Genomic DNA, 26,968 nt, shown 5'->3' on the forward strand with positions numbered 1-26,968 from the left:
CGGCCCGGAGAAATCTTGCCGCTACGCGTTGCGGGTGATGTCGGCGACCTCCGCCGGGGTCAGGTCGATGCCGGCGGCGGCGATGTTGTCCTCCAGGTGCCCGGCCGAGCCGGTCCCCGGGATCGGCAGGATCACCGGCGAGCGGGCCAGCAGCCAGGCGAGCACGATCTGCCGGGCCGACGCCTCGTACTTCTTGGCGATCGCCTCGATCGTGGCGTTGCCGTCGAGGTTCTGGATCGGCGCCCACGGCAGGAACACGATCTGCTCCTGCTCGCACAGGTCGACGAGGGACTCGGAGCCGCGGTCGTCGACGTTGTACCGGTTCTGGATGGACACGACCGGGGTGAGCGCCTGCGCGGTGCGCAGCTGGGCCTCGTTGAAGTTCGACACGCCGATGTGGCGGATCTTGCCCTGGGCCTTGAGCTCGACCAGCGTGCCGATCGAGTCCTCCAGGGGCACCCGCGGGTCGGGGCGGTGGAACTGGTACAGCGGGATCTGCTCCAGCTTCAGCTTGCGCAGGCTGCCCTCGAGGGCCGCGCGCAGGTGCTCGGGGCGACCGTCGGCCTCCCACTGGTTGGCGCCGGGGCGCACCAGGCCGCCCTTGGTGGCGATGACGAGGTCCTCGGGGTAGGGGTGCAGCGCCTCGGCGATCAGCTCCTCGCTGACGTCGGGCCCGTACGAGTCGGCGGTGTCGATGAAGTTCACCCCGAGCTCGACGGCGCGGCGCAGGACCTCCTTGGCCTGCCCGCGGTCGCGCGGGTCGCCCCAGATCCCCTCGCCGGTGATGCGCATCGCGCCGAAGCCGAGCCGGTTGACGGTCAGGTCGCCGCCGACGTCGATGGTTCCGGCATTCCGCGCGCTGCTCTGCTCTGACATGCGTCAGGTCTCCTTCGCGGTTCGAGAAAGCTCTCAACCGAATCTAGCCGCGCGCGAGGGCATGGCGTGGTGTGTTTCATCCGGTACGTCGCCTCGGCCCTACTTGTGAAAAAATCTGCCGGGGTTCGAGCTATGGATTAGCGCAGATCGCCGTGGGTATCGTGGCGCGGACCCGCCCGCCGCCAACCCAGGGAGTGAGCAGCATGAACGCGCTGGACCCGACCGGTATCGACCCGAACAGCGACGAGGCGCGGGCCAAGGAGGCGGCGCGCCGCGAGGCCGAGCGGCGGCAGAGCCTCGAGCACCAGCAGGCCCGCGGCGGCCTTGTCGACGAGGGCGCGGTCGACTCGACCGGCCGCAGCATCCGCGACCCGCGCCGCGGCACGCAGCTCGACGAGGACATCTGACGCACGGGTGCGCCGGGTGCATTGCTGCAATGCACCCAGCGCGGGTTCCGATATATCGCCGATAGTTGTACCGTCCCGGGCATGAGGCTCTGGGAGATGCTCTTCGTCCGGGCGACCGTCGCCGAGGCCGAGGTCGCCGGGCGTTTCCGGCGCATCCGCCTGCGCGCGCCCGCGCTGCGCGGCGCGGCGTTCGTCGCCGGCCAGCAGGTGCGGGTCGACGTCGGCCCGAAGGGCGCGATGGGGCCCCTGCTGCGCACGTACTCCGTGTGGGACCGCGCCGACGACACCGTCGAGCTGCAGGCGCTGCTGCACGGCGACGGGCCCGGCGCGCGCTGGATGGGCGCCGCGGCCGTCGGCGACGAGGTGCTCATCAGCAGGCCCAAGGGCGACTTCGTGACCCGGACCGCCGCCTACCACCTGTTCGTCGGCGAGGAGACCGCCTCCGTCGCCTTCGGGGCGATGCTGCGCGCGCTGCCCCAGGCCGAGCGCAAGGCCAGCCGTGCCGTCGTCGAGATCGCCGGGCCCGGCGACCGGCTCCCGCTGGACGGCGACGTCACCTGGGTCGAGCGCCGCGGCGACACCGTCTCCCCCTCGCCGTCGCTCGTCGCCGCGGTCGAGGGGCTCGACCTGCCCGCCGAGCCCGGCCGGGCCTACGTCGCCGGTGAGGCCCGCACCGTGCAGGCCGTGCGGCAGCACCTGGTGCGCGAGCGGGGCTGGCCGCGCCGCTGCGTGCTCACCAAGCCCTTCTGGACGCCCGGCAAGCGCGGCATGGAGTAACGTCACCACCCACGAACGTCGATGCGGGGGACAAGCGTCTGGCCTGGGCCGGGCTCGCCGCGCTGTGCGCGGGCGCCGCGGCCCTCGCCGTGCTGTCCGCGCGCGGCACGATGCACCGCCGCTCCGACGGCGGGTTCGCGCCCCCGCCGATCGCCGCGACCGCGCTCGATCCCCTGCAGCTGCTGCCCCGGCCGGCCGCCGTCGCGCTCGTCGCCGCCCTGTCGGTGGCGGGCACGGCGGCGCTGCTGTGGCTGTGGTTCCGCCGCCCGCTGCCCGTCGTCGCCGGCATCGCGGTGCTCGCCGCCGCCGAGCCGTGGCGCGACGCGCTGAGCCTCGGCCGCATCGACGTCGCGCTCGTCGCGCTCGTCGGGCTCGACCTGCTGGTGCTGCGCCGCGGCCCGCTCGTCGGCCTGGCCGCCGCGCTCGGGCTGACGCCGGCCCTCTTCATCGCGTACCTCGTCATCGCCCGCCGCTACCGCGAGGCCGCCGTCGCCGGCGGGGTCGCCGCGGTCGCCACGGGCCTCGGCTGGCTGGTCGCGCCGGCGGAGTCCGGGCGGTACTGGGGCGGCCTGCTCGAACGGGTCACCCGCGTCGGCGGGGCCGGTGACCCGGGCGACCAGTCCCTCGCCGGCGCGCTGCAACGCCTGCAGGCCCCGGACGCGGTGTGGCCGCTGCTCGCCCTCGCCGTCGTGCTGTTCTGGACCACCCGCCTGCAGCCGTCCGGCGACTGGGCCGGGTTCGCGCTCACCGGCGTCGCGATGTGCCTGATCAGCCCCGTCACGTGGGTGTACAGCCTCGTCTGGGAGCTGCCGGCCGTCCTCACGCTGCTCGACCGGCGCCGGTGGCTCGCCGCGGCCGTGCTCGCCGTGATGGCGCTGGGCCTCGTCTGGCTGGTGCCGGCCCTCAGCGTCCTGACGCTGATCGGTCTGGTCCTGCTCGCCGCGGTACCGCGGGAACGAACATCGGATGTTTCGACGTGACCGGACCCTTGCGCCCGGATGTTCGGGCCTGATAGACAGCAGTCCTCCGATGTATGGGAGGACTTTTGTGAATGGTGAGTTCGACGGCCTCGCCGCCGTCGTGACCGGCGGCGCGTCCGGGATCGGCCTGGCCACCGCGCAGCACCTCGCCGCCCGCGGCGCCCGGGTCGCGAGCCTCGACCTGCGCGCCGACGGGCTGCCCGAGGGCATCGAAGGGTTCGCCGCCGACGTCACCGACGACGCCGCCGTGCGCGCCGCCGTCGCGGCGGCCGCCGAGCGCCTCGGCGGCATCGACATCCTCGTCAACAACGCCGGCATCGGCGCCGTCGGCACCGTGGAGGCCAACTCCGACGAGGAGTGGCACCGGGTGTACGACGTCAACGTCGTCGGGCTCGTGCGGGTCAGCCGGGCGGCGCTGCCGTACCTGCGCCGCTCCGGGCACGCCGCGATCGTCAACACCTGCTCCATCGCCGCACACGCCGGCCTGCCCGACCGGGCCCTGTACAGCGCGACCAAGGGCGCCGTGCAGGCGCTGACCGCCGCGATGGCCGCCGACCACGTGCGCGAGGGCATCCGCGTCTGCTGCGTCAACCCCGGCACCGCCGACACCCCGTGGGTGCGCCGCCTGCTCGACCAGGCCGCCGACCCCGAAGCGGAGTTCGCCGCGCTGCAGGCCCGCCAGCCGACCGGCCGCCTGGTCAGCGCCGAGGAGGTCGCGCACGCGATCGCCTACCTCGCCAGCCCCCTGGCCAGCGCCACCACCGGCACCGTGCTCTCCGTCGACGGCGGCATGCACGGCCTGCGGCTGCGGGCCCGGCCGTGAGCCTCGGCCTGGGCTGCGCGCAGCTGGGCAACCTCTACGAGGAGCGCACCGACGACGAGTCCCTCGCGATCGTCGACGCCGCCTGGGACGCCGGCATCCGCTACTTCGACACCGCACCGCACTACGGCCTCGGCCTGTCCGAGCGCCGCCTCGGCGTGGCCCTCGCGGGCCGCCCCCGCGCGGACTACACCGTCAGCACGAAGGTCGGACGTCTGCTCGAGCCGACCGACGAGGGCGGCCTCGACCTCGCCGACGGCTTCGCCGTGCCACGCACCCACCGCCGCGTCTGGGACTTCAGCCGCGACGGGGTGCGCCGCTCGATCGAGGAGAGCCTGACCCGCCTGGGCCTCGACCGCATCGACATCGCGCTGCTGCACGACCCGGAGCACCTACCCGAGCAGGCGCTGCGGGAGGGCTTCCCGGCCCTGCTGGAGCTGCGCGCCGAGGGCATCGTCGGCGCCGTCGGCTCGGGCTCCAAGGATGCCGGCATGCTCACCCGCGTCGTCGCCGAGTGCACTCCCGACGTGGTGATGGTCGCCGGCCGGTACACCCTGCTCGAGCAGCCGGCCGCCGCCGAGCTCCTGCCCGCCTGCGCCGCGGCCGGCGTCGGTGTCCTCGCCGTCGGGGTCTTCAACAGCGGCCTGCTCGCCGAGGAGGTGCCGCGCGACGGGCTGCCGTACGAGTACGGCGCCGCACCCTCCCAGCTGCTGCGCCGCGCCGCCCAGCTCGCCGAGGCCTGCGCCGCGCACGGCACCACCCTGCCGGCCGCCGCGATCGCCTTCCCGGCCCGTCACCCAGCGGTGGCCGCGGTCGTCGTCGGCGCCGACTCCGCCGAGCAGGTGCGCCGCAACGCGGCCCTCTTCGCCGCACCGCCCCCGGATTCGCTCTGGCCGGATTTGGTACAGCGGGGGCTCCTGTGATGCTCGTCGACGCCCACCATCACCTTTGGGACGTCGACGCCGGCTACGACTGGCTCGACGCGCCCGAGCTGGCCCCGATCCGGCGCACCTTCGCTCCCGCGGACCTGCGCAGCGAGCTGGCCGCGGCCGGCGTGTCCCACACGGTCCTCGTCGAGGGCGGCCGCTGCGACGCCGGCGAGGCCGCGCTGCTGCTGGCGCACGCCGCCGAAACACCCGAGATCGCCGGCGTCGTGGCCTGGGACGACCCCGCCGCGCCGGTGTTCACGGCGTACCGCGACCTGGCCGGGGCCGACCGCCTGGTGGGCCTGCGCGCCCAGGTCCAGGCCGAGGACGCCGGGTATCTCGACCGCCCCGACGTGCAGGCCGGCCTGCACCGCTTCGGCGCCGCCGGCCTGGCCTTCGACCTGGTCGTCCGCGCCGACCAGCTCCCCGCGGCGGCCCGTGCCGCCGCGGCGCTGCCCGACGTACGCTTCGTCCTGGACCACCTGGGCAAGCCGCGCATCCGCGCCGGTCTGTTCGAGCCCTGGCGAGCGGCCGTAGCGGACCTGGCCGCACGGCCGAACGTCGCCGCGAAGCTGTCCGGCCTCGTCACGGAGGCCGACTGGGAACACTGGGAGCCGCAGGACCTGCGCCCGTACGTCGAGGCGGCCCTGGAGCTGTTCGGCCCGGAGCGGCTGATGTGGGGCTCCGACTGGCCGGTCTGCCGCCTGGCGGCGGACTATTCACAGGTCCTGTCCGTGACCCAGGACCTCGTTTCTTCCCTGACCACCCCCGCCGAGCGCGCAAGAGTGTTCGGCAGCACCGCCGTCGAGGTCTACCGGCTGGTCGGCGGCGGCAACGGCGTACAGTCGCCGCGGAGGCATTGATGGCACTGACCGACGAGGCAATCGACAAGATCAAGGGCATGATCACCTCGGGTGAGCTGGGCCCCGGGGACCGCCTGCCCAAGGAGGCCGACCTGGCCGAGCGCCTGGGCCTGTCGCGCAACTCCCTGCGCGAGGCGGTCAAGGCGCTGTCGATGATCCGCGTCCTGGACGTCCGCCAGGGCGACGGCACCTACGTCACCAGCCTGGAGCCCAACCTCCTGCTGGACGCCCTGAGCTTCGTCGTCGACTTCCACCGCGACGACACCGTCCTGGAGTTCCTGGAGGTCCGCCGCATCCTCGAGCCGGCCGCAACGGCCCTGGCGACCCAGCGCATGACCGACGCGGACGTGGTCAAGCTGCAGTCGGTCCTGGACCAGCTCGGCGACGACCCGACGATCGAGTCCCTGGTCGCCAACGACCTGGAGTTCCACCGCCTGATCGCCGCGGGCTCGGGCAACGCCGTGCTGTGCTCGCTCATCGACGGCCTGTCGGGCCCGACGACGCGCGCCCGGATCTGGCGCGGCCTGACCCAGGAGGGCGCCGCGGTGCGCACGCGGGAACAGCACCAGGCCATCGTCGACGCCATCTCGACCCGCCAGCCCGACCTCGCCCGCTCGTGGGCATCGATCCACGTGGCCGGCGTCGAGGAGTGGCTGCGCCGCGCCCTGTAGGCTCGGGCCGTGTTCGAGACCATGTCGTGGTTGAACGAACCGGCTGACTGGTCCCTGGCCGGCGGCGTCCTCCGCGCGGTCACCGAGTTGCGGACCGACTTCTGGCGCCAGACGTTCTACGGCTGGACCACCGACAACGGCCACTTCCTCCATGCCCCGGCAACCGGCGACTTCACCGCAGAGGCCGTCGTGTCCGCGAAGCACACGACACGCTTCGACCAGGCCGGCATGATGGTCCGCGCCGGCGAGCGCCACTGGCTCAAGAGCGGCCTGGAGGTGACGTCCGGCGCCGTCCAGGTCAGCACGGTCGTCACCCGGGAGTTCTCGGACGTGTCGATGACACCGGTCACCGGCTCGCCGTCCGAGGTGTCGATGCGCGTGACCCGCTTCGGTTCGGCGCTGACCGTGCACTGCCGCAGCGGCGACGCCCCGTGGCAGCTCCTGCGCCTCGCCCACCTCGACCTCCCCGCGACGGTGGAGGTCGGCGTCATGTGCTGCTCACCGGAGCGCGCCGGCCTGGAGGCCACCTTCCGCGACTTCCGCCTCGGCCCGCCGATCCCCCGCGACGGCCTCGAGTAGCCGGCCACGCCCCCGAACGGCCGTGCGGCGTGCTGGGAGCACGCCGCACGGCCGGCCGATCGCTACCAGGGCGGCTAGCCTCCGGTGATCACGAACTGGGATCCCGGCTGGATGAAGATGTTGCCGTCGTTGGAGTTGGTGATGGTCACGTTCGTGAGGTTCGCGTTGCCGCGGGCGCCGCTCATCGCCAGGATGCCCGCGCCGTTGTTGGACTTGTCGATCTTCACGTTGGTGATGGCGACGTTCGGCATGTTGCCGCCGCCGTTCTTGAACTGGATGCCGTCGTAGGTCGAGTCGTAGATGTCGGTGTCGCGGATGGTGACGCCGACGATGTCCGACGTCGACGGGAACAACGTGATCGCGCCGAACTCCTGGGCCTCGTTCCAGAAGACGCCACCGCAGCGGTACAGCCCGTTGTTGCTGACCGTCGTCGTGCCGGAGAACGGCAGCGGGCTGTGGTCGGTCGCGAGCATGATGCCGGGGTAGTTCATCGTGTCGGAGATCAGGTTGTTCTCGATCGCGTTGCCGTAGCCGCCGTAGATCGCGATGCCGTTCGCGCGCCAGGGCAGCTGGACGGTGTTGTTGGTGAAGTGGTTGTCATGCTCGACGTCCACCGCGGTGTCCTTCACGCGCGGGTTGGCCCAGACCGCCAGCGAGTCGTCGCCGGTGCTGCGGAAGGACGAGTTGAACACCTTCGAGTTGCGCGTGCCGTTGCTGAAGTTGATGCCGTCGGCGTAGGTGTCGCGGATGCGCATGCCGGTGAACTCGAGCCCGTCGCCCGGGTTCCAGTAGGCGGGCGTGTCCGAGTAGTCGCGACCCACCCAGGCACCGACGTTGACGTGCTCGATCCAGACGTTGCTGATCTTCGTGTTCTTGCCGAACCGGCCGTTCAACCCGTGCCCGCGGTTCTTGCGGTTGGTCGTCATGCCGAAGATGGCGATGTCGGAGATCTGCGTGTTGTCGTCGATGTCGAAGCCGACGTTGCCCTCGTCCGGGTGGTTGATGTTGCCCACCACGTTCTGCGGCTCAGTGTTCGTGTACAGCTGCGAGTACCACATGCCCGCGCCGCGGATCGTGACGTCGCGGATGCCCTTCTGGTTGTACTGCCCGCGGGTCGGGTCCGGCGTGAGGATCTTCTGCTCCTGCCGCCACTGCCCGGACGGGATCCAGACGCAGCTGATGACGCCGTTCTGATCGTCCATCACGGCCCGCTGGATCGCGGCGGTGTCGTCGATCCCATCGTTGGCCACCGCACCGTAGGCGGTGATCGAGGTGCAGCCGGCCGGCTGGCTCGCCGCCGGTGCCACCTGCTCCAGGTCGATGAAGTCGATGATGTAGAACGATGCGTTGTCGGCCGCGTCCCGCTGCAGCTTGAACTTGGTGCCGGGCGGGTACGACTGCGTCAGCAGCGCGTGCGACTCGTCGAACAGCCGGCGGGCGTCGGCCGAGGGCGTGTTCGACAGCGACTCGGTGTCGTCGGTGGTGCCGTAGAGCCAGCTGTTGCGTGACGACAGGGTCAGCTTCTGGGCGAAGCTGCCGTTGATGTACAGGCTGAGGCTGTAGTCCTGCCCGCCGCCGCCCGCCGAGTCGGGGACGGAGTTGCGGACCACGATGGAGTTGGACTGGTTGGTCGAGGTGAACTCGACGAACTGGCCCGTCGTGTTCAGCCGCACCGACTGCCGCCCCGAGGACTCGGTGGCGAAGTTGGTGTGCCCGAAGGTCCGCAGCGGGTCGGGGGTCAGCAGCGCGCCCTGGTAGTTGGCGGCCTCGGCCTCGTACTCGACGTACGGCACCGCGGCGCCCCGCCCGACGACGATCGCCTGCGACAGCGTGTTGTTGTTCTCGTTGGTCTCATCGACGATGTTGGTCGCGTCGGCGGTGGCGACGATGGTGGCCCCGCCGCTCGTGGCGGTCCAGCTGCCGGTGATGGAAACGTTGACCGTCTGGCCGGCGCCGATCGCCGGCGAGTTGGTGTTCAGCGTGGCAGTGCCCACCTGCACCCGGGTGACCGTGTTCGCGGCCACGCCGGTGGTGCCCCGGTTGTTCACCGCGACGATGAACGTGACCGCCGCGCCGATCGCCGGGTTCGCCGGGTTGGACGCGATCCCCAGGACCTGCAGGTCCGGTCCGGGCGCCTGCGCGACCACCAGCTGCGAGGTCGCCGTGAAGGTGTTGTTGGCGTTGTTCTGCTCGATGATCGTGTTGGTCGGGTCGACCACGGCCGAGACCGCGTAGCTGCCCATCGGCCGCTGCCCGGCGTTGAACGACACGGTCGTCGAGGCACCGGCGGCGAGGCCGCCGACCGGCACGGTGCCGGCGAGCGCGCCACCCAGGTTGAAGTTGACCGTCGTCGCACCGGCGGGCGCGGTCCCGATGTTCTGGACCGTCGCCGACAGCGTGATCGCCGACGTCTCGTTCGGCGACGCGGGCGTCCAGCTCACCGAGCTGACCACCAGATCCGGGTTGGGCGCCGGCGTGCCGCACACCTCGAGCTCGGCCACCTGACCGGACGGCGCGCCGTCGTTGGAGTTGAAGCGCAGCTGCACGTCGGCCGTGGTCGCGTTGAACGGGATGCTCACCGCGTTGTTGTTCTGGACGAACTGGTAGTCCGTTGCGGGCACGAGGCTCGTGTAGGTCGTCGCCGCCTGGTCGCGGCCCAGGATCTGGATGTTCTGCTTCCGCGTGCCCCAGGCCGGGTCCGGGTTGAGCTTGACGTTGATGCCGGTGAGGATGTAATTCGCGCCCAGCGCGACGGTCAGGCTCTGCGGGAAGCCCGCCGCGCCTTCCCAGTAGGTGGTGAGCAGCCCGTCGTTGGCCTTCTCCGGGGTGAAGGTGAACGTGGAGCCGGTCGCCGTCATCGCCTTGCCCAGCGCGACGTTGGTGCAGCCCGGCGGGGTGGTGCCGGTGCGGGTCACCGTGTTGCTGTTGCCGGACAGGTTCCCGGCGCCGTCGCGGGCCCGGACGAAGTACGACACCGTCGCCGTGGTCGGCTGCGTGTCCGTGAACGTCAACACTGTGCCGAGGGTCGCGGCGAGCGCGCCGTCGCGGTACACGTTGTAGCCGGCCAGGCCGCTGCCGCCGGTGTCCGTGGACGCGCCCCAGCTGAGATTGATCGACGTGCCGGACTGCGTGAACGACAGCGTGCCCGGGACCGTCGGCGCGGTCGTGTCCGGCGTGGTGCCGGTGCGGGTCACCGTGTTGCTGTTGCCGGACAGGTTGCCGGCGCCGTCGCGGGCCCGGACGAAGTACGACACGGTCGCCGTGGCCGGCTGCGTGTCGTTGAACGTCAGGACCGTGCCGAGGGTCGCGGCGAGCGCGCCGTCGCGGTACACGTTGTAGCCGGCCAGCCCGCTGCCGCCGGTGTCCGTCGACGCGCCCCAGTTCAGCGTGATCGTGGTGCCGGACTGCGTGAACGACAGCGTGCCCGGAACGGTCGGCGCGGTCGTGTCCGGCGACGTGCCGGTGCGGGTCACGGTGTTGCTGTTGGCCGACTGGTTGCCGGCGCCGTCGCGGGCGCGGACGAAGTACGACACGGTCGCCGTGGCCGGCTGGGTGTCGGTGAACGTCGTGGTGCCGGAGCCGACGCTGCCGGCGAGCGTGCCGTTGCGGTAGACGTCGTAGCCGGCCAGGCCGCTGCCGCCGGTGTCCGTGGACGCGCCCCAGCTGAGATTGATCGACGTGCCGGACTGCGTGAACGACAGCGTGCCGGGAACGCTCGGCGCGATCGTGTCGGTCGAGCCGGCGGGACCGTAGACCTCGAGCTCGGAGAGCTGGGCCGCCGGCCACGCGCTGTTCGCCGTGATCAGGATCCGCACGTACCGCGTGCTGGCGGTGGTGAACGTGATCGTCACCGTGTTCGTGCCGCTGAAGGCATACGTGGCCGAGGCGACGATGTCCGTGAAGCTCGTGTTGTTGACGCTGCCCTGCACGGAAAGGGTCTGGTTGCGGGCGCCCCAGGTCGACGGGGTCTTCAGCACGACCTTGTTGATGTTCAGCGTCGCGCCGAGGTCGACCGTCGCCCACTGCGGGAACGCGTTGTTGGTGCTCTCCCAGTAGGTGCCCTGGTTGCCGTCGACGACGTTGCCCGAGGGGTAGACGTCGGCGTGCCCGCTCTCGAACGTCGGCCGTCCGGCCGCGAGGTTGGTCGACGCGCTGGCGCTGCCGTAGACCTCGAGCTCGGACAGCTGCGCGGCCGGCCAGCCGGTGTTCGCCGAGATGTTGACCCGCACGAACCGGGTGCTGGTGGCGGTGAAGTTGAGGGTGACCACGTTGCTGCTGGCCGGGCTGAACGCGCGGTCACCGGATGCGACGAGGTTGAAGTAGCTCTGGCCGTCGAGGCTGCCCTGCACGGAAAGGGTCTGCGTGCGGGCGCCCCAGCCGGCGGGGAGCTTGAGCACGACCTGGTCGACGCTGACGCTGCCGCCGAGGTCGACCTGGCCCCACTGCGGCAGGGCGCCGCTGCTCTCCCAGTAGGTGGCCTGGTTGCCGTCGTTGAGGTTGCCGGCCACGAATCCCGCGTTACTGCTGCTGGCGGAGGCCGGTCTACCACTGGCGAGGTTGGGTCCGCCGGCCGCGTTCGCGACGACCACCCACCCCATCGTCGCGATCACGACGGTCGCGACCGCTGTCGCCACCACCTTGATCAGGTTCGTTCGTCTCATGTGTCAGTCCTTGTCGCTCAGGGGCGGGCGCCGACACGGAGCCGAAGCGGCCACGGGGCGGCGTGGCGGAGCAGAACGAGAGCCGGTCGTGATGGCGGACGACCGGAACTTGCAGTGCAAAGACGAAATCAGACACAGCTTTGTCGTAATCTTGCAGCGCTGGAGGGCCAAACGTTACCGATCTGCTACGAAGACGTCAACAGTTCGACCGACATCAGTAGGACGTCGGCATTGCGGCAGGTAGCAGGCGTTTGTTCCGGCACGGATTGCCGCGGCGTTGGCCCGGCCTCGACGGCAGCCGGGTAGCACAGTTGAGGCGGCGGCGGGTGTTCGAGCCGCCGGCGTGGCGCCTGGTCGGCGCTGCCGCTCAGCCGGGGCGCTGCTCGCGGGCGGCGATGGCGGCCTGGATGCGGCGCAGCGTGCGCAGGGCCTTCTTCGCGGCCACCCGGACCTCACCGTCGAAGACGGTCACGCCGCGGTCCTCGGCCTGGAGGCGCTCCAGCGTCGGGGCGACCTGCTCGTCACCGGTCGAGCCGAGGGCGACCGCGGCCCAGTAGCGGCGGTTCGGGTCGGGATCGGCGGCGGCCGCAACCAGCCGCGGGATGACCTCGGGAGCAAACATGGCCAGGCCGCTGGCGATGTGACCGATCCGCGCGAAACGGCGATGCTCGAACTCGTGCCACAGCGCGTCCAGCGCCTCCGGACCGCCGATGCTGGCCAGGGCCTCCGCCGCGCGCAGGCGCACCCAGTCGACGTCGTCGGCGAGCAACGAGCGCAACGCCGGCACGACGGACGCGTCGCCGAGCCTGCCGAGGGCCTTGACCGCCTCGTCCACCACCATCCATTGCGGATGGTCGAGCAGGGAGACCAGCTTCGGTACCGCCTCCCGGACATCCATCGCGGCGCAGCCCATCGCGGCCCAGGCCTGGCAGTTGTACCGGGTGTCCGCGAGCGCTGCGAGGAGCGGCTCGCGCAGGGCGCCCGGCGGGGTGTGCGCGGCGAACGCGTCGGCCTGATTCATCGCCCGGGTGTAGAGCGAGCGGTGATAGTCGGGATAGTCGCGGACGAGGGCGTGCAGCGCTGCGATCGCCGCCGGGTCGCCGAAGTCGTGGGCCCGGTCGAGCAGCCGATAGAGGTGGGCCTCGCGAGTGTCGAGATCCCCGAGGCGCAGGCCGTCGAGGTCGGTGTTCGTCACAGCGTCCGTGCCCGGCCGGCGAGCTGACACGCCACCTGCTCGGCAGCGCTGTCGTCAGCAACCGTCATGAACGGCATCATACGGCGAGGCCGTCCGCCCACTTCAGCCCGCTCATACTCGCGTCGCGTGCGCCCATCCAGCGCTCCGGCCGACGCCGTTGCAAATGGGGCCGAAGTCGTTCGGCCACCGCCACGGTCGCATCCCAGCCACCCTGGCGAGCCAGGTCGACCGAGGCGTTCGCCGCCTGCTTGCGCTTGAGCAGTCGCCGAGGTGGTTGTCGGCGCGCCGTTCTAGGCGGCCTCGACGAGCAGAAGCGTCCGCAGTGACGAGGACAGCCACTTCTCGGCCCGGTCGAACGACCAGCCGTGTTCGTTGATCAACTGTACCCAGGTGTCGATCGACAGGAGCACGGCAATCGTGGTCGCCGCGGTGTCGGCGTCGGTTCCGGGGCGTAGCGCGCCGAGCTTGGCGATCCGCTCGGCGCCGCGCCGGGCGCCGTCGGCGTGGCGGGCCTGTCCGTCCGCGTACGCCGCCGCGATGGTCTGGTCGATCTGTGCCGCAGAGCGCAGCCCGGCCAGGATGTCCCAGCAGCGTTCGTTGAGCTGCCTGGTCAGCCGTGTCTGGAGGTCGATGATCTGGCTCGCGTCCGTCGAGCGCATGATCTCGGCGCCGAGCTGCGGGACGCCGGAGATGGCGTCCACCTCGTCGAGCATCGCGGTGACGAGCCGTGCCTTCGAACCGACGCTGGAGTAGATGGTCTGCACCGCGACGCCGGCCTCGCGGGCGATGTCGGTGACCGACGTGTGCGCATATCCCTGGCGAGTGAAGAGCCTGGTCGCCGCCAGGATGATGTCGCGGCGGGTCTGCGCCGCCTGCAACTGTCGTCGATTGGTCGCGGCGCGGCCTTGCTCGTCCGGGGGGTTCATCTTAATATCGTTCCAGTCAGTAGATCGACGTTCTACTTTGGGGGGATCTGATGTCTCGAAGAAAGATAGCGGTGGCGGCCGTGACCCTGCTCGGGGCGATCGCTGCGTTCACGTTCGGCCACGTGATCTGGCCCGATCCGGCCGGTGCTGCCACCCCGCCGCAGGACCTGTTGCCGCTCTTCATCGTGCTGTCCGTGCTCGAGGCGCTGGTGTTCGGCGCCGGCCTGGCGTTCGTGTTCTTCGGCCTGGCTCCGCTGCGGCGCTTCGGCGCTGGTGTCGGGCTGACCCGGGCCGCGTACGTGAGCATCTCGTTCATGCTGCTCAGCTGGTGGCCGCACGACAACCTGCACCGCGTGCTCGGCCACGCCGATTTCGCGGGGCTGGCCCAGATCGAGTACCTCTTCCACGTGCCACTGATGGCGGGTGCCGCCGTCGTTGCCCTGTTCTTCCTGCGCACCACGCGGGCAGGCGACCGTGTCCCAGCGTGAGCAGCTCATTCGCGGCCTCTACCGCACCATGTTCGAGTCCGGTGACGTCGCGCTCGCCGAGCGGGTCGTCACGGCCGGGTTCATCGACCACGCCGCACCTCCAGTGCCAGTGCCGGTCCCGGCAGGACCTGGCCAGCTGCGGGCGGTCGTGAGCTACCTGCACTCGGTGATGGCCGACATCCGGTACGAGATCGATGACGTCATCCATGACGGCGACCGGCTCGCATATCGAGCCACCATGTCCGCGACCCAGACGGGCGAGCTCTTCGGCTTCCCGCCGTCGGGCCGCAGCTTCAGCGTCCAGCAGATCCACATCGTCCGGTTCGACGGCGACCTCATCGCCGAGCACTGGGCATGCCGTGACGACCTGGGCGCGCTGCGTCAGCTCGGCCACATCTCCTGAGCGCTTCCGTCGCCCTGGCTGCGTCGCCGGGATTTCAGGTCCGGTCGTCGGGGCGGCCCTTGGCGATACGGCGCAGGTAGTGGTCGACCTCCCGGCGGTTGTACCCGCGCAGGGCCACCCGGAAGCTGACCGCCTGGGCGTCGGCCTGGGCCCTGGCCCGCCGGCTCGGCTCGTTGGACTCAATGGCGTCATTGGCCGTCTGGACGAACTTGTCGACCTCGGCCCGATCGTAGCCATGGAACTCGGTCGTGAAGTGTGTCATACCTGCGAGTGTGCGCCTCCCTGAGCAAAATGCACTCACGCTGCCCGATCGGCGATGAGAACCTCTGGTCGCCCGGGCGCGCCGCCGCAGATCCTGAGGGGGTGTGGTGGAGCGAAGCTCCCGCCACCGCGAGCAAAGCGAGCTATGACACCGCGAGGCCGAAGGACTCGGTGAGGTTGCACAGCTCCAGCAGGCGCCGGACGGGCCGCCGGGCGTCGGTGATCACGAGGCGGCCGGGCATCGCGCGTTCGGCGGTGCGTAGCTCCGCGATGGCGCCGCTGGAGCAGAACGTGACCCTCGCGAGGTCGAGCTCCAGGCGGGCCGGCCGGCGGGCCACGACGTCGGCGAGGGCGGCGCGCAGCCGCGGTACCGTCGCCGCATCGAGGTCCCCGGCCACGCTGACGCGCACCACGTGCGCCACCGCCGGTCGCGTCACGGTCGTGATCTCCAGCTCACCCACCAACATTCCCATCACCGTGAGTGACCCTAACGGCCGGGCCGGCGAGTCCGGAATCGGACAGACGGCCCGACCGGTCCGTCAGGCGGGGGAACCCGATGGGCTGGAAGTGCCGGAGGGCGCCAGGTGGAGGGCGTACGCCTCCGTGGTGAAGAACGCCGGCAGGTCCTCCGCAAGGGCGGTGCGCTCCACGATGTCCGCGGCGGCCACGGCGCGGGCGCGCTCCTGCGGGTCGCGGCCGGTGAGCAGCGCCGCGAGCTCCTCGGCCAGCAGGGAGCGGACGAGGTCCCTGGTGACGCAGCCGCCGCCGGCGAGCGGGGTGCGGTGGTGCAGCCACTGCCACACCTGGCAGCGGGCGATCTCGGCGGTCGCCGCGTCCTCCATGAGGTTGGACAGCGCGACCGCGCCGGTGCCGCCGAGCCAGGCGTCGACGTACCGCAGCGCCACACCGACATTGGCGCGCAGGCCCTCGGCCGTGACCTGGCCGGGGGTCTTGTCCACGGCGAGCAGGTCGGTGGCGTTGACCTCGACGTCGTCGCGCAGGCGGTCGAGCTGGTTGGGGCGCTCCCCCAGCACCGGGTCGAACGCGTCGCGGCAGGTCCGCACCAGGCCGGGGTGCGCGACCCAGGAGCCGTCGAAGCCGTCGCCGGCCTCGCGGCGCTTGTCGGCGAGGACCTTCTCGGCGGCCGCGGCGTTGACGTCCGGCGAGCGGCTGGGGATGAACGCGGCCATGCCGCCGATCGCGTGCGCACCGCGGCGGTGGCAGGTCGACACCAGCAGCTCGGTGTAGGCGCGCATGAAGGGCACCGTCATCGTGACCTCGGCGCGGTCGGGCAGGACGAAGTCCGACCACTGGCCGAAGTTCTTGATGATGCTGAAGATGTAGTCCCACCGGCCCGCGTTCAGCCCGGCCGAGTGCTCGCGCAGCTCGTAGAGGATCTCCTCCATCTCGAACGCGGCGGTGATCGTCTCGATGAGCACCGTGGCGCGGATGGTGCCCTGCGGCAGGCCGAGGTACTGCTGCGCGAAGACGAACACGTCGTTCCACAGCCGCGCCTCGCGGTGGTCCTCGAGCTTCGGCAGGTAGAAGTACGGGGTGCGGCGCGCGTTGTGGAACAGGTACAGCCCGAAGTCGACGAAGCTCGCCGCGATCGGGCGGCCGTCCACGGCGATCCACTTCTCGACCAGGTGCCAGCCGCGCGGGCGCACGACGATCGTGGCCGCGTCCTCGCCGACGGCGTAGCGCTTGCCGCGCTCGTCGGTGAAGTCGATGCGCCGCTCGTGCGCGTCGATGAGGTTGAGCTGCCCGCCGATGACGTTGGCCCAGGTCGGGGCGGTGGCGTCCTCGAAGTCGGCCATCCACACCCGGGCGCCGGAGTTGAGCGCGTTGACGGTCATGCGCCGCTCGGGCGGGCCGGTGATCTCGACCCGCCGGTCGGTCAGCGCGGGCACGGGCTCGGCCACCCGCCAGCTCGGGTCGGCCCGGATGTGCGCGGTCTCCGGGCGGAAGTCCGGGAACTGGCCGGTGGCGAAGCGGGCGCGGCGCGCGCGGCGGGTGTCCAGCAACGCGACCCGCTGGGCGGCGAAGCGGTCGTCGAGCGCGACCAGGAAGTCCAGCGCCTCGGGGGTGAGGACCTCGTCGAAGCGCTCGAGCATCTCGCCGATGATCTTGTACCTCATGCGAACTGCTCCGTCTCCGTGGAGCCGCGCAGCGCGGTGGTCTCGCCGGCCGGGTTGAGCACCGTGCTGATGAGGTCGAAGTAGCCGGTGCCGACCTCGCGCTGGTGCTTGACCGCGGTGTAGCCGTCGGCCTCGGCGGCGAACTCCCGCTCCTGAAGCGCGACGTAGGCGGGCATGCCCTCGGCGGCGTAGCCGCGGGCCAGGTCGAACATCGAGTAGTTCAGCGCGTGGAAGCCGGCCAGGGTGATGAACTGGAACTTGTACCCCATGTGCCCCAGCTCCCGCTGGAACTTCGCGATCGTCGCCTCGTCGAGGTGCTTGCGCCAGTTGAACGACGGCGAGCAGTTATAGGCGAGCATCTGGTCCGGGTACTGCGCCCTGACCGCGTCGGCGAACCGGCGGGCGACCTCGAGGTCCGGGGTGCTCGTCTCCATCCACAGCAGGTCGGCGTAGGGCGCGTAGGCCAGGCCCCGGGCGATGCACGCGTCCACGCCGTTGCCGAAGCGGTAGAAGCCCTCGGCGGTGCGCTCACCGGTGACGAACGGCCGGTCGCGCTCGTCGACGTCGGTGGTGAGCAGCGTCGCGGCCTGCGCGTCGGTGCGCGCGACGATGAGCGACGGCACGCCGGCGACGTCGGCGGCCAGGCGCGCCGCCTGCAGGGTGCGCACGTGCTGGCCGGTCGGGATGAGCACCTTGCCGCCGAGGTGGCCGCACTTCTTCTCCGAGGCGAGCTGGTCCTCCCAGTGCACCCCGGCGGCGCCGGCCGTGATCATGCCGGTCATCAGCTCGTAGGCGTTGAGCACGCCGCCGAAGCCGGCCTCGGCGTCGGCGACGATCGGGGCGAGCCAGTGCGGTGCCGCCGCGCCCTCGGCCGTGGTGATCTGCCCGGCGCGCAGCAGGGCGTTGTTGATCCGCCGCACGACCGCCGGCACCGAGTTGGCCGGGTAGAGGCTCTGGTCGGGGTACGTGTGGCCGGCGAGGTTGGCGTCGGCGGCGACCTGCCAGCCGGACAGGTAGATGGCCTTGAGCCCGGCCCGGACCATCTGCACGGCCTGGTTGCCGGTGAGCGCGCCGAGGGCGTGGACGTAGTCCTCCTCGTGCAGCAGCCGCCACAGCCGCTGCGCACCCAGGCGCGCCAGGGTGTGCTCCTCCTGCACCACGCCCCGCAGCCGCACGACGTCCTGCGGCGTGTAGTCGCGCCGCACACCGTGCCAACGGGGGTCGGTGTCCCATTCCTGCCGCAAAAGCTCGACTGCGTCCCGCATCACTGGCTCCCTTGATCGCTGTGCCTCCGCCCACGGTCACACGTGCGGCAACGGGCGGTCGAGGTACGGAAAAAGCCAATTCCTGCGAAGTTTTCCAGCCATTTTGCTAACTTGCGAAAACACCAATTGACAATCGTGCTATACAGTCGTCCGATGGCGAAGATATTCTCCGGCGCGCGGCTGCGGCGGCTGCGCGAGGAGCGCGGGCTGAGCCAGACCGACCTCGCCCGCCACCTGAGCATCTCGCCGAGCTACCTCAACCAGATCGAGCACGACGTGCGGCCGCTCACCGCCCAGGTGCTCATCCGGGTCACCGACCTCTTCGGCGTCGACCCCGCCGTCTTCGCGCCGCACGACACCCCGCAGCTGGTCGCCGGGCTGCGCGAGGCCCTCGGCGGCTCCGGCGGCTCCGCGGACCTCGCCGAGCTCGCCTCCCGGCTGCCGGAGCTGGCCGAGGCCGTGATCGACCTGCACCGCCGCTACCGCCTGGTCGCCGACCAGCTCACCGAGCTCGTCGGGGACCGCGGCCCGCTCGGGCGCAGCCCGCACGACCAGGTGACCGAGTTCTTCTACCGGCGGCAGAACTACGTGCCGCACCTCGACGAGGCGGCCGAGGCGCTGTCCGGGCGCATGCGGCTGCGCCGCGGCGCGGTCCGGGCCGGGCTGCAGGGGCGGCTGGCCGAGCGGCACGCCGTGCAGGTCCGCCACGACGACGCCCAGGCGCTCGGCGGCGACCTGCACCGCTACAGCCCGCACACGAAAACCCTGCACCTGTCCACGTCGCTGCGCGCGGGGCAGGAGGCGATGCGGATGGCGGCGCAGCTGGCGCTGCTGGAGTACGCCGACGTGATCGACGAGATCGTCGAGGAGGAGCGCTTCGACGACGTGCAGACGCAGATCCTGACCCGGGTGGGCCTGGCCAACTACTTCGCCGCCGCGCTGATCCTGCCCTACCAGGAGTTCCTGACCGCCGCGGAGGTCCGCCGCTACGACATCGACCTGCTGACCGAGCACTTCGCGATGGGCTGGGAGACGGTGTGCCACCGGCTGAGCACGCTGCAGCGGCCGCGGGCCCGCGGGGTGCCGTTCTCGTTCGTGCGGGTCGACCGGGCCGGCAACATGTCGAAGCGGCAGTCGGCGACCGGGTTCCCGTTCTCGCGCACCGGCGGGACCTGTCCGCTGTGGAACGTCTACGAGGCGTTCAGCTCACCCGGCCGGCCGGTCACGCAGGTCGCGGCGATGCCGGACGGGCAGCGGTACCTGTGGATCGCGCGCACCGTCACCCGCCACCACGGCGGCTACGGCCAGCCCGGCAAGGTCTACGCGATCGGCCTGGGCTGCGAGATCCGCCACGCCGCCCGCCTGGTCTACTCCACCGGCATGGACCTGCACGACGCCGCGGCCGCGATGCCGATCGGGCCGGGCTGCAAGACCTGCGAGCGGGCCAACTGCCCGCAGCGGGCCGCGGCGCCGATCAGCCGCCGGCTCGACCTGGACGAGAACCGCAGCTCGTTCATCCCCTACCCGCTGCAGGGCTAGAGATCGGCGAGGCGGTCGGCGGGCACGACCGCGTACTGCCGCAGGGAGAGGTCGCGGAAGGTCACCGGGCCGCGCGGTCCGGGCACGCGGTCGATGTTGATGCCGGTCTCGGGCACGTTGAGCAGCTTGAAGCCGTCCAGCAGCCGGGTCGTGGCGTTCCAGAAGGCGCCCGTGCCGGCGTAGGCGGACAGGAACTCGCGCGCGGCGGCGGCGTCCTCGGTGACGATCCCGGCGGCCAGGCCCGAGGTCTCGTCGTTGGCAAGGCGGGCGGCGTGCAGCGGGCCGTCGACCGGGGCGAGCGTGATCGTGGCCTCCCGGTCGGAGTCCAGCGCCCACTCGTAGCCCAGCGCGTGCTCGTGCGGCGGCAGGGACAGCGCGATGCGCGGGGCCACCGCCGCCTCGACCCGCGGCAGGAGCGCGTCGAAGTGGTCGCGGTGGATGAGCAGCAGGTTGAGGCGGTTGCACACGCCGAGGCGGTCCAGGCCGGCGGCGACGAGGGCGAACGCCTTGTCGAGGTCGGCGGCGGCGTCGATGTAGAGCACCCCGCCGCCGTCGGCGTGCGCGAGGGTCCGCACGCCCTGCAGGGCGGCCTTCTCGGCCAGGGTGCGGGTGCTCTCGCCGCTGCCGCGCAGGATGACCAGCGGGATCAGGCCGGGCTGGGCGACCAGCGCGTCGGCGGAACCACGGCCGCGGGCCCGGATGAGCTGGATCGCCGCCGGGTCGAGGCCGGCCTCGGCCAGCGCCGGCGCGACGATCTCGTCCATGAGCGCGGTCGCGGAGGCCAGGGCCGCCGAGCCGGTGCGCAGCACGCCGCCGTTCTGCGACTTCACCAGCTGGGAGGCGACGTCGACGGTGACGTTGGGGCGGGCCTCGTAGTTGGCGCCGATGACGCCGACCGGGCGGCGCCACTCCTGCAGCACCAGGCCGCCGCCGAGCTCGCGCACGGTGCGCCGGGCCGGCTCGGGCTCGACGTCGGCGAGGATGTCGATCTGCTCGGCCATGGCGGCGAGGCGGGCCTCGTCGAGGCGGAGCCGGTCGAGCAGGCCGCCGCTCATGCCGCCCGCCTCGGCGGCGGCGACGTCGGCGCGGTTGGCCTCCAGGACCGTCTCCGGGGTGGTGGCGAGGCGCCGGGCCATGCCGCGCAGCGCCTCGTCGATCGTCTTGGCCGGCGCGGCGGCGAGCGAGCCGGACGCGGCGCGCGCGGCGCGGGCCGCGGAGGCGACGATCTCGTTGACGTCCTGCGATCCGGCAGCGGCCATGGCCCGGCTCCCCCTCAGTTCGAACGCTTGCGTGCCTGAAGAGTGTATGTAAGCGGCAGCCGGTCGCCTCGTTCGGCCAGCCGGTACTCCCCCTGCTCGTCGCCGAGCATGAACCCCGGCAGCGGATCCCACGGGACGCTGTCGTGCTCCTGCAGCATCGTGAGCTCCATGCCCTCGCCGAGCAGCGCGGTGACGATCTCGCCGAGGCCGTGGTTCCAGCTGTGCGTGACGTTGTGCGTGAATGCGACGTCGGTCGCCACGTAGGTGGTGGCGTCGTCCCACACGAGGGGGTCGGGCTGCTCGAAGTACGCGAACTGCACCGCGAGCACCCCGTCGCCGCGGGTCTCGTCGATCGTCCACAGCATCGGGTGCCCCTCGCGGATGAACAACCGGCCGCCCGGGCGCAGCAGGCCGGACACGACGGCGGCCCAGCGGCGGATGTCGGGCAGCCAGCACAGCGCGCCGACGCCGGTGTAGACGAGGTCGAACGAGCCGGGCTCGAGCGCGTCGAGGGCGCCGTAGACGTCGGACTCCACGTAGTCGATGTCGGCGCCGGCCCGCCCGGCCAGGGCGCGGGCCTGCGCGAGGGACGCCGGCGAGAAGTCCAGGCCGGTGACGTCGGCGCCGAGGCGGTGCAGCGACAGCGTGTCGGTGCCGATGTGGCACTGCAGGTGCACGGTGCGCAGCCCGCGCACGTCGCCGAGGCGCGGCCGGTCGAAGCGCACGACGTCGCTCAGGAACTCCGGGTCGTCGACGAACCGCGCCACGCCGTAGTCCGGCGAGGCGGCGTGCGCCGGCGCGCGCTCGTCCCACTGCGCGCGGTTCAGGCGGAGGTAGTCGCTCACGCCGTCGCCTCCGCTTCGCTCCGGTGCCGGCTTCTCCGGCTGTGTACATGGTGAACGGCCCCGCCGCTTCGCGCCGGACCGCTCACACGACCATCACATGCCGGTCAAGCGGATATCGCTTCCGTCGGCGCGTGCAACGCGCTGCGGGTCGGCGCCGGCAGCAGAACGGGCGGGACGTGGACCGGCACGTCGACCGCGGCGGAGAGGATCAGCGCCAGCGCCACGCTGGTCGGGCGGGCCTCCGGCAGCTTGTCCAGGCTCGCCTCGCACACCTCGGCAACCTCCGCGGGCAGCCCGTCGATGCGCGGCAGCGGCGCCGGCGGGGCGTACCGGTGCGAGCGCAGCACCTGCTCGTCGGTGTCGGCCGGCCACGGAAGCCGGCCGGTCAGGCACTTGTACAGCAGCACCCCGACGGCGTAGACGTCGATCGGCGGCGCCGCCGCGCCCGGGTCGAGGCGCTCCGGCGCCAGGTATGCGGGCGTGCCCAGCAGCGAACCGTCGGGCATCCGGTCGGGCTGCCCGGCCCGCGCGGCCACGCCGAAGTCGAGGATCTTCGCGCCGGCCGAGGTCAGCACCACGTTGCCCGGCTTGATGTCGCGGTGCACGACGCCGTGGCCGTGCGCTGCGGCGAGGCCGGCGCCGACCTCGGCGCAGATCCGGCCGGCGACGCGCCAGTCGAGCGGTCCGCCCGCCATCGCGGCGTCGAGGAGCTGGCCCTCCACCAGCTCCATGACCAGGTACGCGGTGCCGCGAGCGGCGCGGCGGGAGGTACCGAAGTCATAGACCGCGACCACGTTGGGGTGCGCGAAGCGGGCGCCGCAGCGGGCCTCGTTGCGGGCCCGGTCGAACGCACCCGGGTCCGCGGTGTGCTCGGCCGTCAGCAGCTTCACCGCAACGGCACGGTCCAGCACCTCGTCGTAGGCGCGCCAGACGCTGGCCATGCCGCCCTGCCCGAGCTTGCGCTGCAACCGGTACCTTCCGCCGAACAACCGCACGGAGTCCTCTTTCCCACCGGGAGGGTGGTTCACTCCGTCAATCCGATCGCGCCGGTCGCCTGAGCAATCGTGCGGCGTGGGCGGAGTTTTCAGGACAGGGCGGACAGGTCCGCGCTCGGCTCGATGTCGACGTACACCGAGTCGGCCAGCTCGCCGTGTGCGGTCACCGACAGTCGCGCGATCTGCGTGGGCGGCGTGTGGCGGTCCCAGATCCGCTGGTTGCGGATCGTCGCCGAGATGACCCTGGCGTTGACGGAGATGCCGGCGGCCGGGGTCAGGGAAGTACCATTGCCGCGGATTCTGTTGTTGATGAGAAACGGGTCGATCAATGCGCCGTCGATGCGGATGCCGTCGCCGGCGTTGTCCCAGATGTCGTTGCCGTCGAGGACCATGTCGGCGGCCGGGATGCGGATCGCGCCGGGCAGGTTGTGCTGGCGGTAGCCGTGGCCGCCGTTGCGGCTGATGCGGGTCGCGCTGACCGTGTACCCGCCGGGAGTGTTGCCGATGCTGACGCCGTCGCCGGGGTTGTCGTCGACGACGCAGCCCGTGACGACGCCGTAGCGGCCGGCGACGTGGGTGGTGCCCTGGCCGGAGACGTCGAAGCCCGCGGTGTGGTTGCCGATCATCGTGCAGCCCGAGACGAGCAGGCCGTCGGCGCCCCAGTCGGAGATCCCGTACTTGTTCGCCTCGGCGTGGCAGCCCATGATCCGGATGCCGCGCGGCGGGGTCCACGAGGCGTCCTGCAGCTCGACGAAGATGCCGTTGGTGCCGTTGCGCAGGGTCACGCAGTCGCTGACGGTGAGCCGCTCGACGGCGCCCCAGCCGCCGACGCCGATGCCGATGCCGGCGCCGCCCTTCTCCCAGCCCGAGTCGAGCCGGCCGCAGTGCACCGCGACGACCCGCTCCACGGTGCAGTCCTGCAGGAAGTCGCAGCCGAAGCCGGTGGCGGGGGTGTCGTGGATGTACAGGTCGCGAAACGTCCCGCGCAGCACGTACTGCAGGCCGAGGCCCTTGGCCAGCACGTCGTACCCCGGCAGCGTCATCTGCGAGCCGTCGATCTCGAACCCGGCGAAGGTCACGTCGGCGATCGCGCGGGCGGTGGAGGCGCCGTGCTGCAGCGCCGTCCAGAACGCCAGCGGTACGGGGCTGGCGGGCGCGCCCGGGTTGGCCAGCACGAACCGCGTGGCCGAGGGCCCGTCGCCGATGAGCGACACGCCGGAGCGCCAGACGGTGGCGGCGTCGCGGATCGAATACACGCCGGCGGGGCAGTAGATCACCTGGCCGGGCGGGCAAGCGTCGACGAGCCGCTGCAGGGCCGGCTGGTCGTTGGTGACCCCGTCGCCGGCGAGGCCGTGCTCGCGTGCGTTGATCACGGCCCTTCAGATACCCGCAGCTCTGCGAGTATGCGGGCCAGTTCGGCCCGGTCCCCCGGCGACAGGGCCGCGAAGAAGCGCTCGCCCTGAGCGCCTCGCTCGGCACGGATCTTCTCCGCGACGGTACTTCCAGTGTCCGTCAGCTCCACCAGCGTCGCCCGGCGGTCGGCGGGGTCGGGGAGGCGCTCGACCAGCCCGCGCTCCTCCAGCCCGTCGACCACCTCGGTCGTCGAGCGCGGCGCGATCTTGAGGTGCTCGGAGAGCTCGCTCGGGCGCATGGTGCCGTGCCGGGCCAGCACGCTCAGGGCGCGCGCCTGCCCCGGCGTGATCCCCAAGGGCTGCAGGGTCTCGTGCGACTGGTGGCGCAGCCGGCGCGCCACGCTCCAGAAGAGCTCCGAGAGGCTCTCGTCCTCCACGGGAACACAGTAGCAGGGGTTGGTGTTGGACCCTCATAGTGAGGTAACCTCATCATGTACCCAACAGAAAGGTGTTCCCCTTGGAGCCCAACCACCCCACCCGCGCACGCGGGTCCCGAAAGGTCAGCGCCGCCGAGAAGGCGCAGGCCAAGCAGGTGTCGCTGGCCCGCATCGGCCGGCTGTTCACCGAGCACCGCGGCCCCCTCGCGACCGTCGTGCTCATCATCGTGGCGTCGTCGGTGCTGTCGATGGCGTCGCCGTTCCTGCTCCGCGAGGTCATCGACCGCGCGCTGCCCGCCCGCGACGTGCGGCTGCTCGTCTGGCTCGTGCTCGGCATGGTCGCCGTGGCCGCCGTCACCTCGGCGCTCGGCGTCGTGCAGACCTGGATGTCGACGAAGGTCGGCCAGCTGGTCATGCACCGGCTGCGCACCGACGTGTTCACGCACCTGCAGCGCCAGTCGATCGGCTTCTTCACCCGCACCCGCACCGGCGAGGTGCAGTCCCGCATCACCAACGACATCGGCGGGATGGAGGCGGTCGTCACCAACACCGCCACGTCCATCGCCTCCAACCTGACCACCGCGGTCGCGACCGCCGTCGCCATGGCGGCGCTGTCCTGGCGGCTCTCGCTGGTCTCCCTGGTCGTGCTCCCGCCCGCGATCTACCTGACCCGCAAGGTCGCGAGCATGCGCCGCGAGATCACCGCCCAGCGCCAGCGCGAGCTGGCCGACCTCAACGTGACGATCGAGGAGGGTCTGTCGATCTCGGGCGTGCGCCTGAGCAAGACCATGGGCGCCGGCGACGCCCTCGTCGCCCGCTTCACCGCCTCGTCGGAGCGCCTGATCGACCTGGAGCTGCGCTCCGAGCTGGCCGGCCGCTGGCGCATGGCGTCGATGAGCATCATCTTCGCCGCGATCCCGGCGATCATCTACCTCAGCGCCGGCCTGCCCATGACCGCCGGTTCGCTGAGCATCGGCACGCTGGTCGCCTTCACCTCGCTGCAGGCCGGCCTGTTCCGCCCGCTGATGGGCCTGCTCGGCGTCGGCGTGGCGCTGACCAGTTCGCTGGCGTTGTTCGCGCGCATCTTCGAGTACCTCGACCTGCCGATCGAGGTCGCCGAGCCGGCACACCCCGTGCGGCTGCGCGACGCGCAGGGCCACCTGCGCCTGGAGGACGTCACCTTCACCTATCCCGGCAGCGACGCGGCGGCGGTGGCGGGCGTCTCCCTGGACGTGCCGGCCGGCACCTCCCTGGCCCTGGTCGGCGAGACCGGCTCGGGCAAGAGCACGATCGCCGCGCTGATCGCCCGCCTGCACGACCCGACCGCGGGCCGCATCACCATCGACGGCGTCGACCTGCGCGACCTGCGCCTCGACGACCTGGCCTCCGTGGTCGGCGTCGTGAGCCAGGAGACCTACCTGCTGCACACCACGGTCCGCGAGAACCTCCGCTACGCGAAGCCCGGCGCCACCGACGCCGAGCTCGAGTCCGCGGCCCGCGCCGCCCAGATCCACGACCTCATCGCATCGCTGCCCGACGGCTACGACACGGTCGTCGGCTCCCGCGGCCACCGCTTCTCCGGCGGCGAGCAGCAGCGCATCGCCATCGCCCGCACCCTGCTGCGCAACCCGCGCATCCTGGTCCTGGACGAGGCCACGAGCGCCCTGGACACCGAGACCGAGCGACTGGTCCAGCGCGCCTTCGACGACCTGGCCCGCGGCCGCACCACCATCACGATCGCGCACCGCCTCTCGACGGTCCGCGACGCCGATCAGATCGCGGTGATCGACCATGGGCGGGTTGTCGAGCGCGGGACGCACTCGGCGCTGCTGTCGGCCGCCGGGACCTACGCCGCTCTGGCCTCGTAGGCCGGTCGCGGGCTGTCGCGGGCGCTGTAGGGGCCCCGCCCCCGGGGCCGGGGGCCGTGGGCACCCCAGCCCGCTGTCCGCGGTTTGTTGACCTCGTACCGCGCTCCATCGTCCGTCCGTGGGTCGTCGGTGGCCATGGTCCGCGGTTTGTCGGCCGCGCACTGCATCCCGCGATTCGCGGTTGGCCGATCGTCGCCGTCCGCGGGTTGTCTCTCGCTACGGTCCGCGGTTTGTCGGCCGCGCACTGCATCCCGCGATTCGCGGTTGGCGGATCGTCGCCGTCCGCGGTTGGCCGGCCGCGGCGCCCCGCCGCCATCCATGGCCGTCTGCCAGTTAGGCCACCTGGGCGGCCTGCGAGGGGTTTGCCATGATCGCGGAAACATAATGTACCTCCTTGTACGTTTTGTTTCCGCGTTGATGAAAAAGCGGGCTCCGGC

24 protein-coding genes and 1 pseudogene are annotated in these 26,968 nt (G+C 71.8%); 12 read left to right on the top strand and 13 right to left on the bottom strand.

Annotation, left to right across the window (positions count from 1 at the left end; all coding sequences use genetic code 11):
- Positions 1-21 precede the first annotated feature (21 nt).
- Complete coding sequence (locus tag ABD901_RS36955) at positions 22-876, bottom strand: aldo/keto reductase (RefSeq protein ID WP_345134366.1); 855 nt, start codon at positions 874-876, stop codon at positions 22-24.
- Between the two features lie 203 nt (positions 877-1,079).
- Between ABD901_RS36955 and ABD901_RS36960 the strand changes: the two genes are divergently transcribed.
- The 8 genes from ABD901_RS36960 (at position 1,080) to ABD901_RS36995 (ending at position 6,899) form a co-directional block, all read left to right on the top strand.
- On the top strand, positions 1,080-1,283 hold the full coding sequence (locus ABD901_RS36960) for a hypothetical protein (protein ID WP_345134368.1): 204 nt from the start codon (positions 1,080-1,082) through the stop codon (positions 1,281-1,283).
- A gap of 81 nt (positions 1,284-1,364) precedes the next feature.
- Positions 1,365-2,060 carry a siderophore-interacting protein gene (locus ABD901_RS36965; protein WP_345134370.1) on the top strand — a complete coding sequence of 232 codons (696 nt, stop codon included), beginning with the start codon at positions 1,365-1,367 and terminating at the stop codon, positions 2,058-2,060.
- 89 nt (positions 2,061-2,149) lie between these two features.
- On the top strand, positions 2,150-3,040 hold the full coding sequence (locus ABD901_RS36970; RefSeq protein WP_345134372.1) for a glycosyltransferase 87 family protein: 891 nt from the start codon (positions 2,150-2,152) through the stop codon (positions 3,038-3,040).
- A 67-nt stretch (positions 3,041-3,107) separates the two neighbouring features.
- On the top strand, positions 3,108-3,863 hold the full coding sequence (locus tag ABD901_RS36975) for an SDR family NAD(P)-dependent oxidoreductase (protein WP_345134374.1): 756 nt from the start codon (positions 3,108-3,110) through the stop codon (positions 3,861-3,863).
- A complete protein-coding gene (locus ABD901_RS36980; RefSeq protein WP_345134376.1) occupies positions 3,860-4,783 on the top strand; it encodes an aldo/keto reductase in 924 nt (307 codons plus the stop codon). Before ABD901_RS36975 ends, ABD901_RS36980 begins: the two co-directional genes overlap by 4 nt.
- Positions 4,783-5,649, top strand: coding sequence for an amidohydrolase family protein (locus ABD901_RS36985; RefSeq protein ID WP_345134518.1), 867 nt, complete (start codon positions 4,783-4,785; stop codon positions 5,647-5,649). The genes ABD901_RS36980 and ABD901_RS36985 overlap by 1 nt, the downstream gene beginning before the upstream one ends.
- The gene (locus ABD901_RS36990) at positions 5,649-6,320 is read left to right on the top strand and encodes a FadR/GntR family transcriptional regulator (protein WP_345134378.1); all 672 of its coding nucleotides are present in this window, start codon (positions 5,649-5,651) and stop codon (positions 6,318-6,320) included. Before ABD901_RS36985 ends, ABD901_RS36990 begins: the two co-directional genes overlap by 1 nt.
- 21 nt (positions 6,321-6,341) lie before the next feature.
- The gene (locus ABD901_RS36995) at positions 6,342-6,899 is read left to right on the top strand and encodes a DUF1349 domain-containing protein (protein WP_345134520.1); all 558 of its coding nucleotides are present in this window, start codon (positions 6,342-6,344) and stop codon (positions 6,897-6,899) included.
- 74 nt (positions 6,900-6,973) lie between these two features.
- On the opposite strand, the gene ABD901_RS37000 is transcribed toward ABD901_RS36995, so the two are convergent.
- From ABD901_RS37000 to ABD901_RS37010, 3 genes are all read right to left on the bottom strand, one after another.
- The gene (locus ABD901_RS37000) at positions 6,974-11,560 is read right to left on the bottom strand and encodes a galactose-binding domain-containing protein (protein WP_345134380.1); all 4,587 of its coding nucleotides are present in this window, start codon (positions 11,558-11,560) and stop codon (positions 6,974-6,976) included.
- Between the two features lie 367 nt (positions 11,561-11,927).
- Entirely contained in the window at positions 11,928-12,755 is an 828-nt protein-coding gene (locus tag ABD901_RS37005) for a HEAT repeat domain-containing protein (protein WP_345134382.1), read from the bottom strand.
- 290 nt (positions 12,756-13,045) lie between these two features.
- A complete protein-coding gene (locus tag ABD901_RS37010) occupies positions 13,046-13,681 on the bottom strand; it encodes a TetR/AcrR family transcriptional regulator (protein WP_345134384.1) in 636 nt (211 codons plus the stop codon).
- Between the two features lie 80 nt (positions 13,682-13,761).
- Between ABD901_RS37010 and ABD901_RS37015 the strand changes: the two genes are divergently transcribed.
- Positions 13,762-14,169, top strand: coding sequence for a hypothetical protein (locus ABD901_RS37015; protein ID WP_345134386.1), 408 nt, complete (start codon positions 13,762-13,764; stop codon positions 14,167-14,169).
- Positions 14,156-14,572 carry an ester cyclase gene (locus ABD901_RS37020; RefSeq protein ID WP_345134388.1) on the top strand — a complete coding sequence of 139 codons (417 nt, stop codon included), beginning with the start codon at positions 14,156-14,158 and terminating at the stop codon, positions 14,570-14,572. Before ABD901_RS37015 ends, ABD901_RS37020 begins: the two co-directional genes overlap by 14 nt.
- A gap of 34 nt (positions 14,573-14,606) precedes the next feature.
- Here ABD901_RS37020 and ABD901_RS37025 read toward each other — a convergent pair whose 3' ends face one another.
- The 4 genes from ABD901_RS37025 to aceA form a co-directional block, all read right to left on the bottom strand.
- Complete coding sequence (locus tag ABD901_RS37025) at positions 14,607-14,834, bottom strand: DivIVA domain-containing protein (RefSeq protein ID WP_345134390.1); 228 nt, start codon at positions 14,832-14,834, stop codon at positions 14,607-14,609.
- 142 nt (positions 14,835-14,976) lie between these two features.
- Complete coding sequence (locus tag ABD901_RS37030) at positions 14,977-15,300, bottom strand: STAS domain-containing protein (protein ID WP_345134391.1); 324 nt, start codon at positions 15,298-15,300, stop codon at positions 14,977-14,979.
- A gap of 72 nt (positions 15,301-15,372) precedes the next feature.
- Complete coding sequence (aceB, locus tag ABD901_RS37035; protein WP_345134393.1) at positions 15,373-16,971, bottom strand: malate synthase A; 1,599 nt, start codon at positions 16,969-16,971, stop codon at positions 15,373-15,375.
- Complete coding sequence (gene aceA, locus ABD901_RS37040) at positions 16,968-18,236, bottom strand: isocitrate lyase (protein ID WP_345134394.1); 1,269 nt, start codon at positions 18,234-18,236, stop codon at positions 16,968-16,970. Before aceA ends, aceB begins: the two co-directional genes overlap by 4 nt.
- Positions 18,237-18,389: 153 nt before the next feature.
- Between aceA and ABD901_RS37045 the strand changes: the two genes are divergently transcribed.
- Positions 18,390-19,775: a short-chain fatty acyl-CoA regulator family protein gene (locus ABD901_RS37045; RefSeq protein WP_345134396.1), complete on the top strand. Its 1,386-nt coding sequence runs from the start codon at positions 18,390-18,392 to the stop codon at positions 19,773-19,775.
- Here ABD901_RS37045 and ABD901_RS37050 read toward each other — a convergent pair.
- The 5 genes and pseudogenes from ABD901_RS37050 to ABD901_RS37070 form a co-directional block, all read right to left on the bottom strand.
- Entirely contained in the window at positions 19,772-21,034 is a 1,263-nt protein-coding gene (locus ABD901_RS37050; RefSeq protein ID WP_345134398.1) for an aldehyde dehydrogenase family protein, read from the bottom strand. The two genes, ABD901_RS37045 and ABD901_RS37050, sit on opposite strands and share 4 nt — an antisense overlap.
- A 14-nt stretch (positions 21,035-21,048) precedes the next feature.
- Positions 21,049-21,879, bottom strand: coding sequence for a class I SAM-dependent methyltransferase (locus ABD901_RS37055; RefSeq protein WP_345134399.1), 831 nt, complete (start codon positions 21,877-21,879; stop codon positions 21,049-21,051).
- Between the two features lie 104 nt (positions 21,880-21,983).
- Positions 21,984-22,874: a serine/threonine-protein kinase gene (locus tag ABD901_RS37060; protein ID WP_345134400.1), complete on the bottom strand. Its 891-nt coding sequence runs from the start codon at positions 22,872-22,874 to the stop codon at positions 21,984-21,986.
- A gap of 212 nt (positions 22,875-23,086) precedes the next feature.
- A pseudogene (locus tag ABD901_RS37065) lies at positions 23,087-24,247 on the bottom strand (right-handed parallel beta-helix repeat-containing protein); the annotation flags it as partial.
- A complete protein-coding gene (locus tag ABD901_RS37070) occupies positions 24,244-24,663 on the bottom strand; it encodes a MarR family winged helix-turn-helix transcriptional regulator (protein ID WP_345134403.1) in 420 nt (139 codons plus the stop codon). The pseudogene ABD901_RS37065 and the gene ABD901_RS37070, both read right to left, overlap by 4 nt.
- Positions 24,664-24,818: 155 nt before the next feature.
- Between ABD901_RS37070 and ABD901_RS37075 the strand changes: the two genes are divergently transcribed.
- Positions 24,819-26,531, top strand: coding sequence for an ABC transporter ATP-binding protein (locus ABD901_RS37075; protein WP_380139718.1), 1,713 nt, complete (start codon positions 24,819-24,821; stop codon positions 26,529-26,531).
- Positions 26,532-26,968: the final 437 nt, after the last annotated feature.

Source organism: Dactylosporangium darangshiense (genome assembly GCF_039537565.1).
GTDB classification, from domain to species: Bacteria; Actinomycetota; Actinomycetes; order Mycobacteriales; family Micromonosporaceae; genus Dactylosporangium; species Dactylosporangium darangshiense.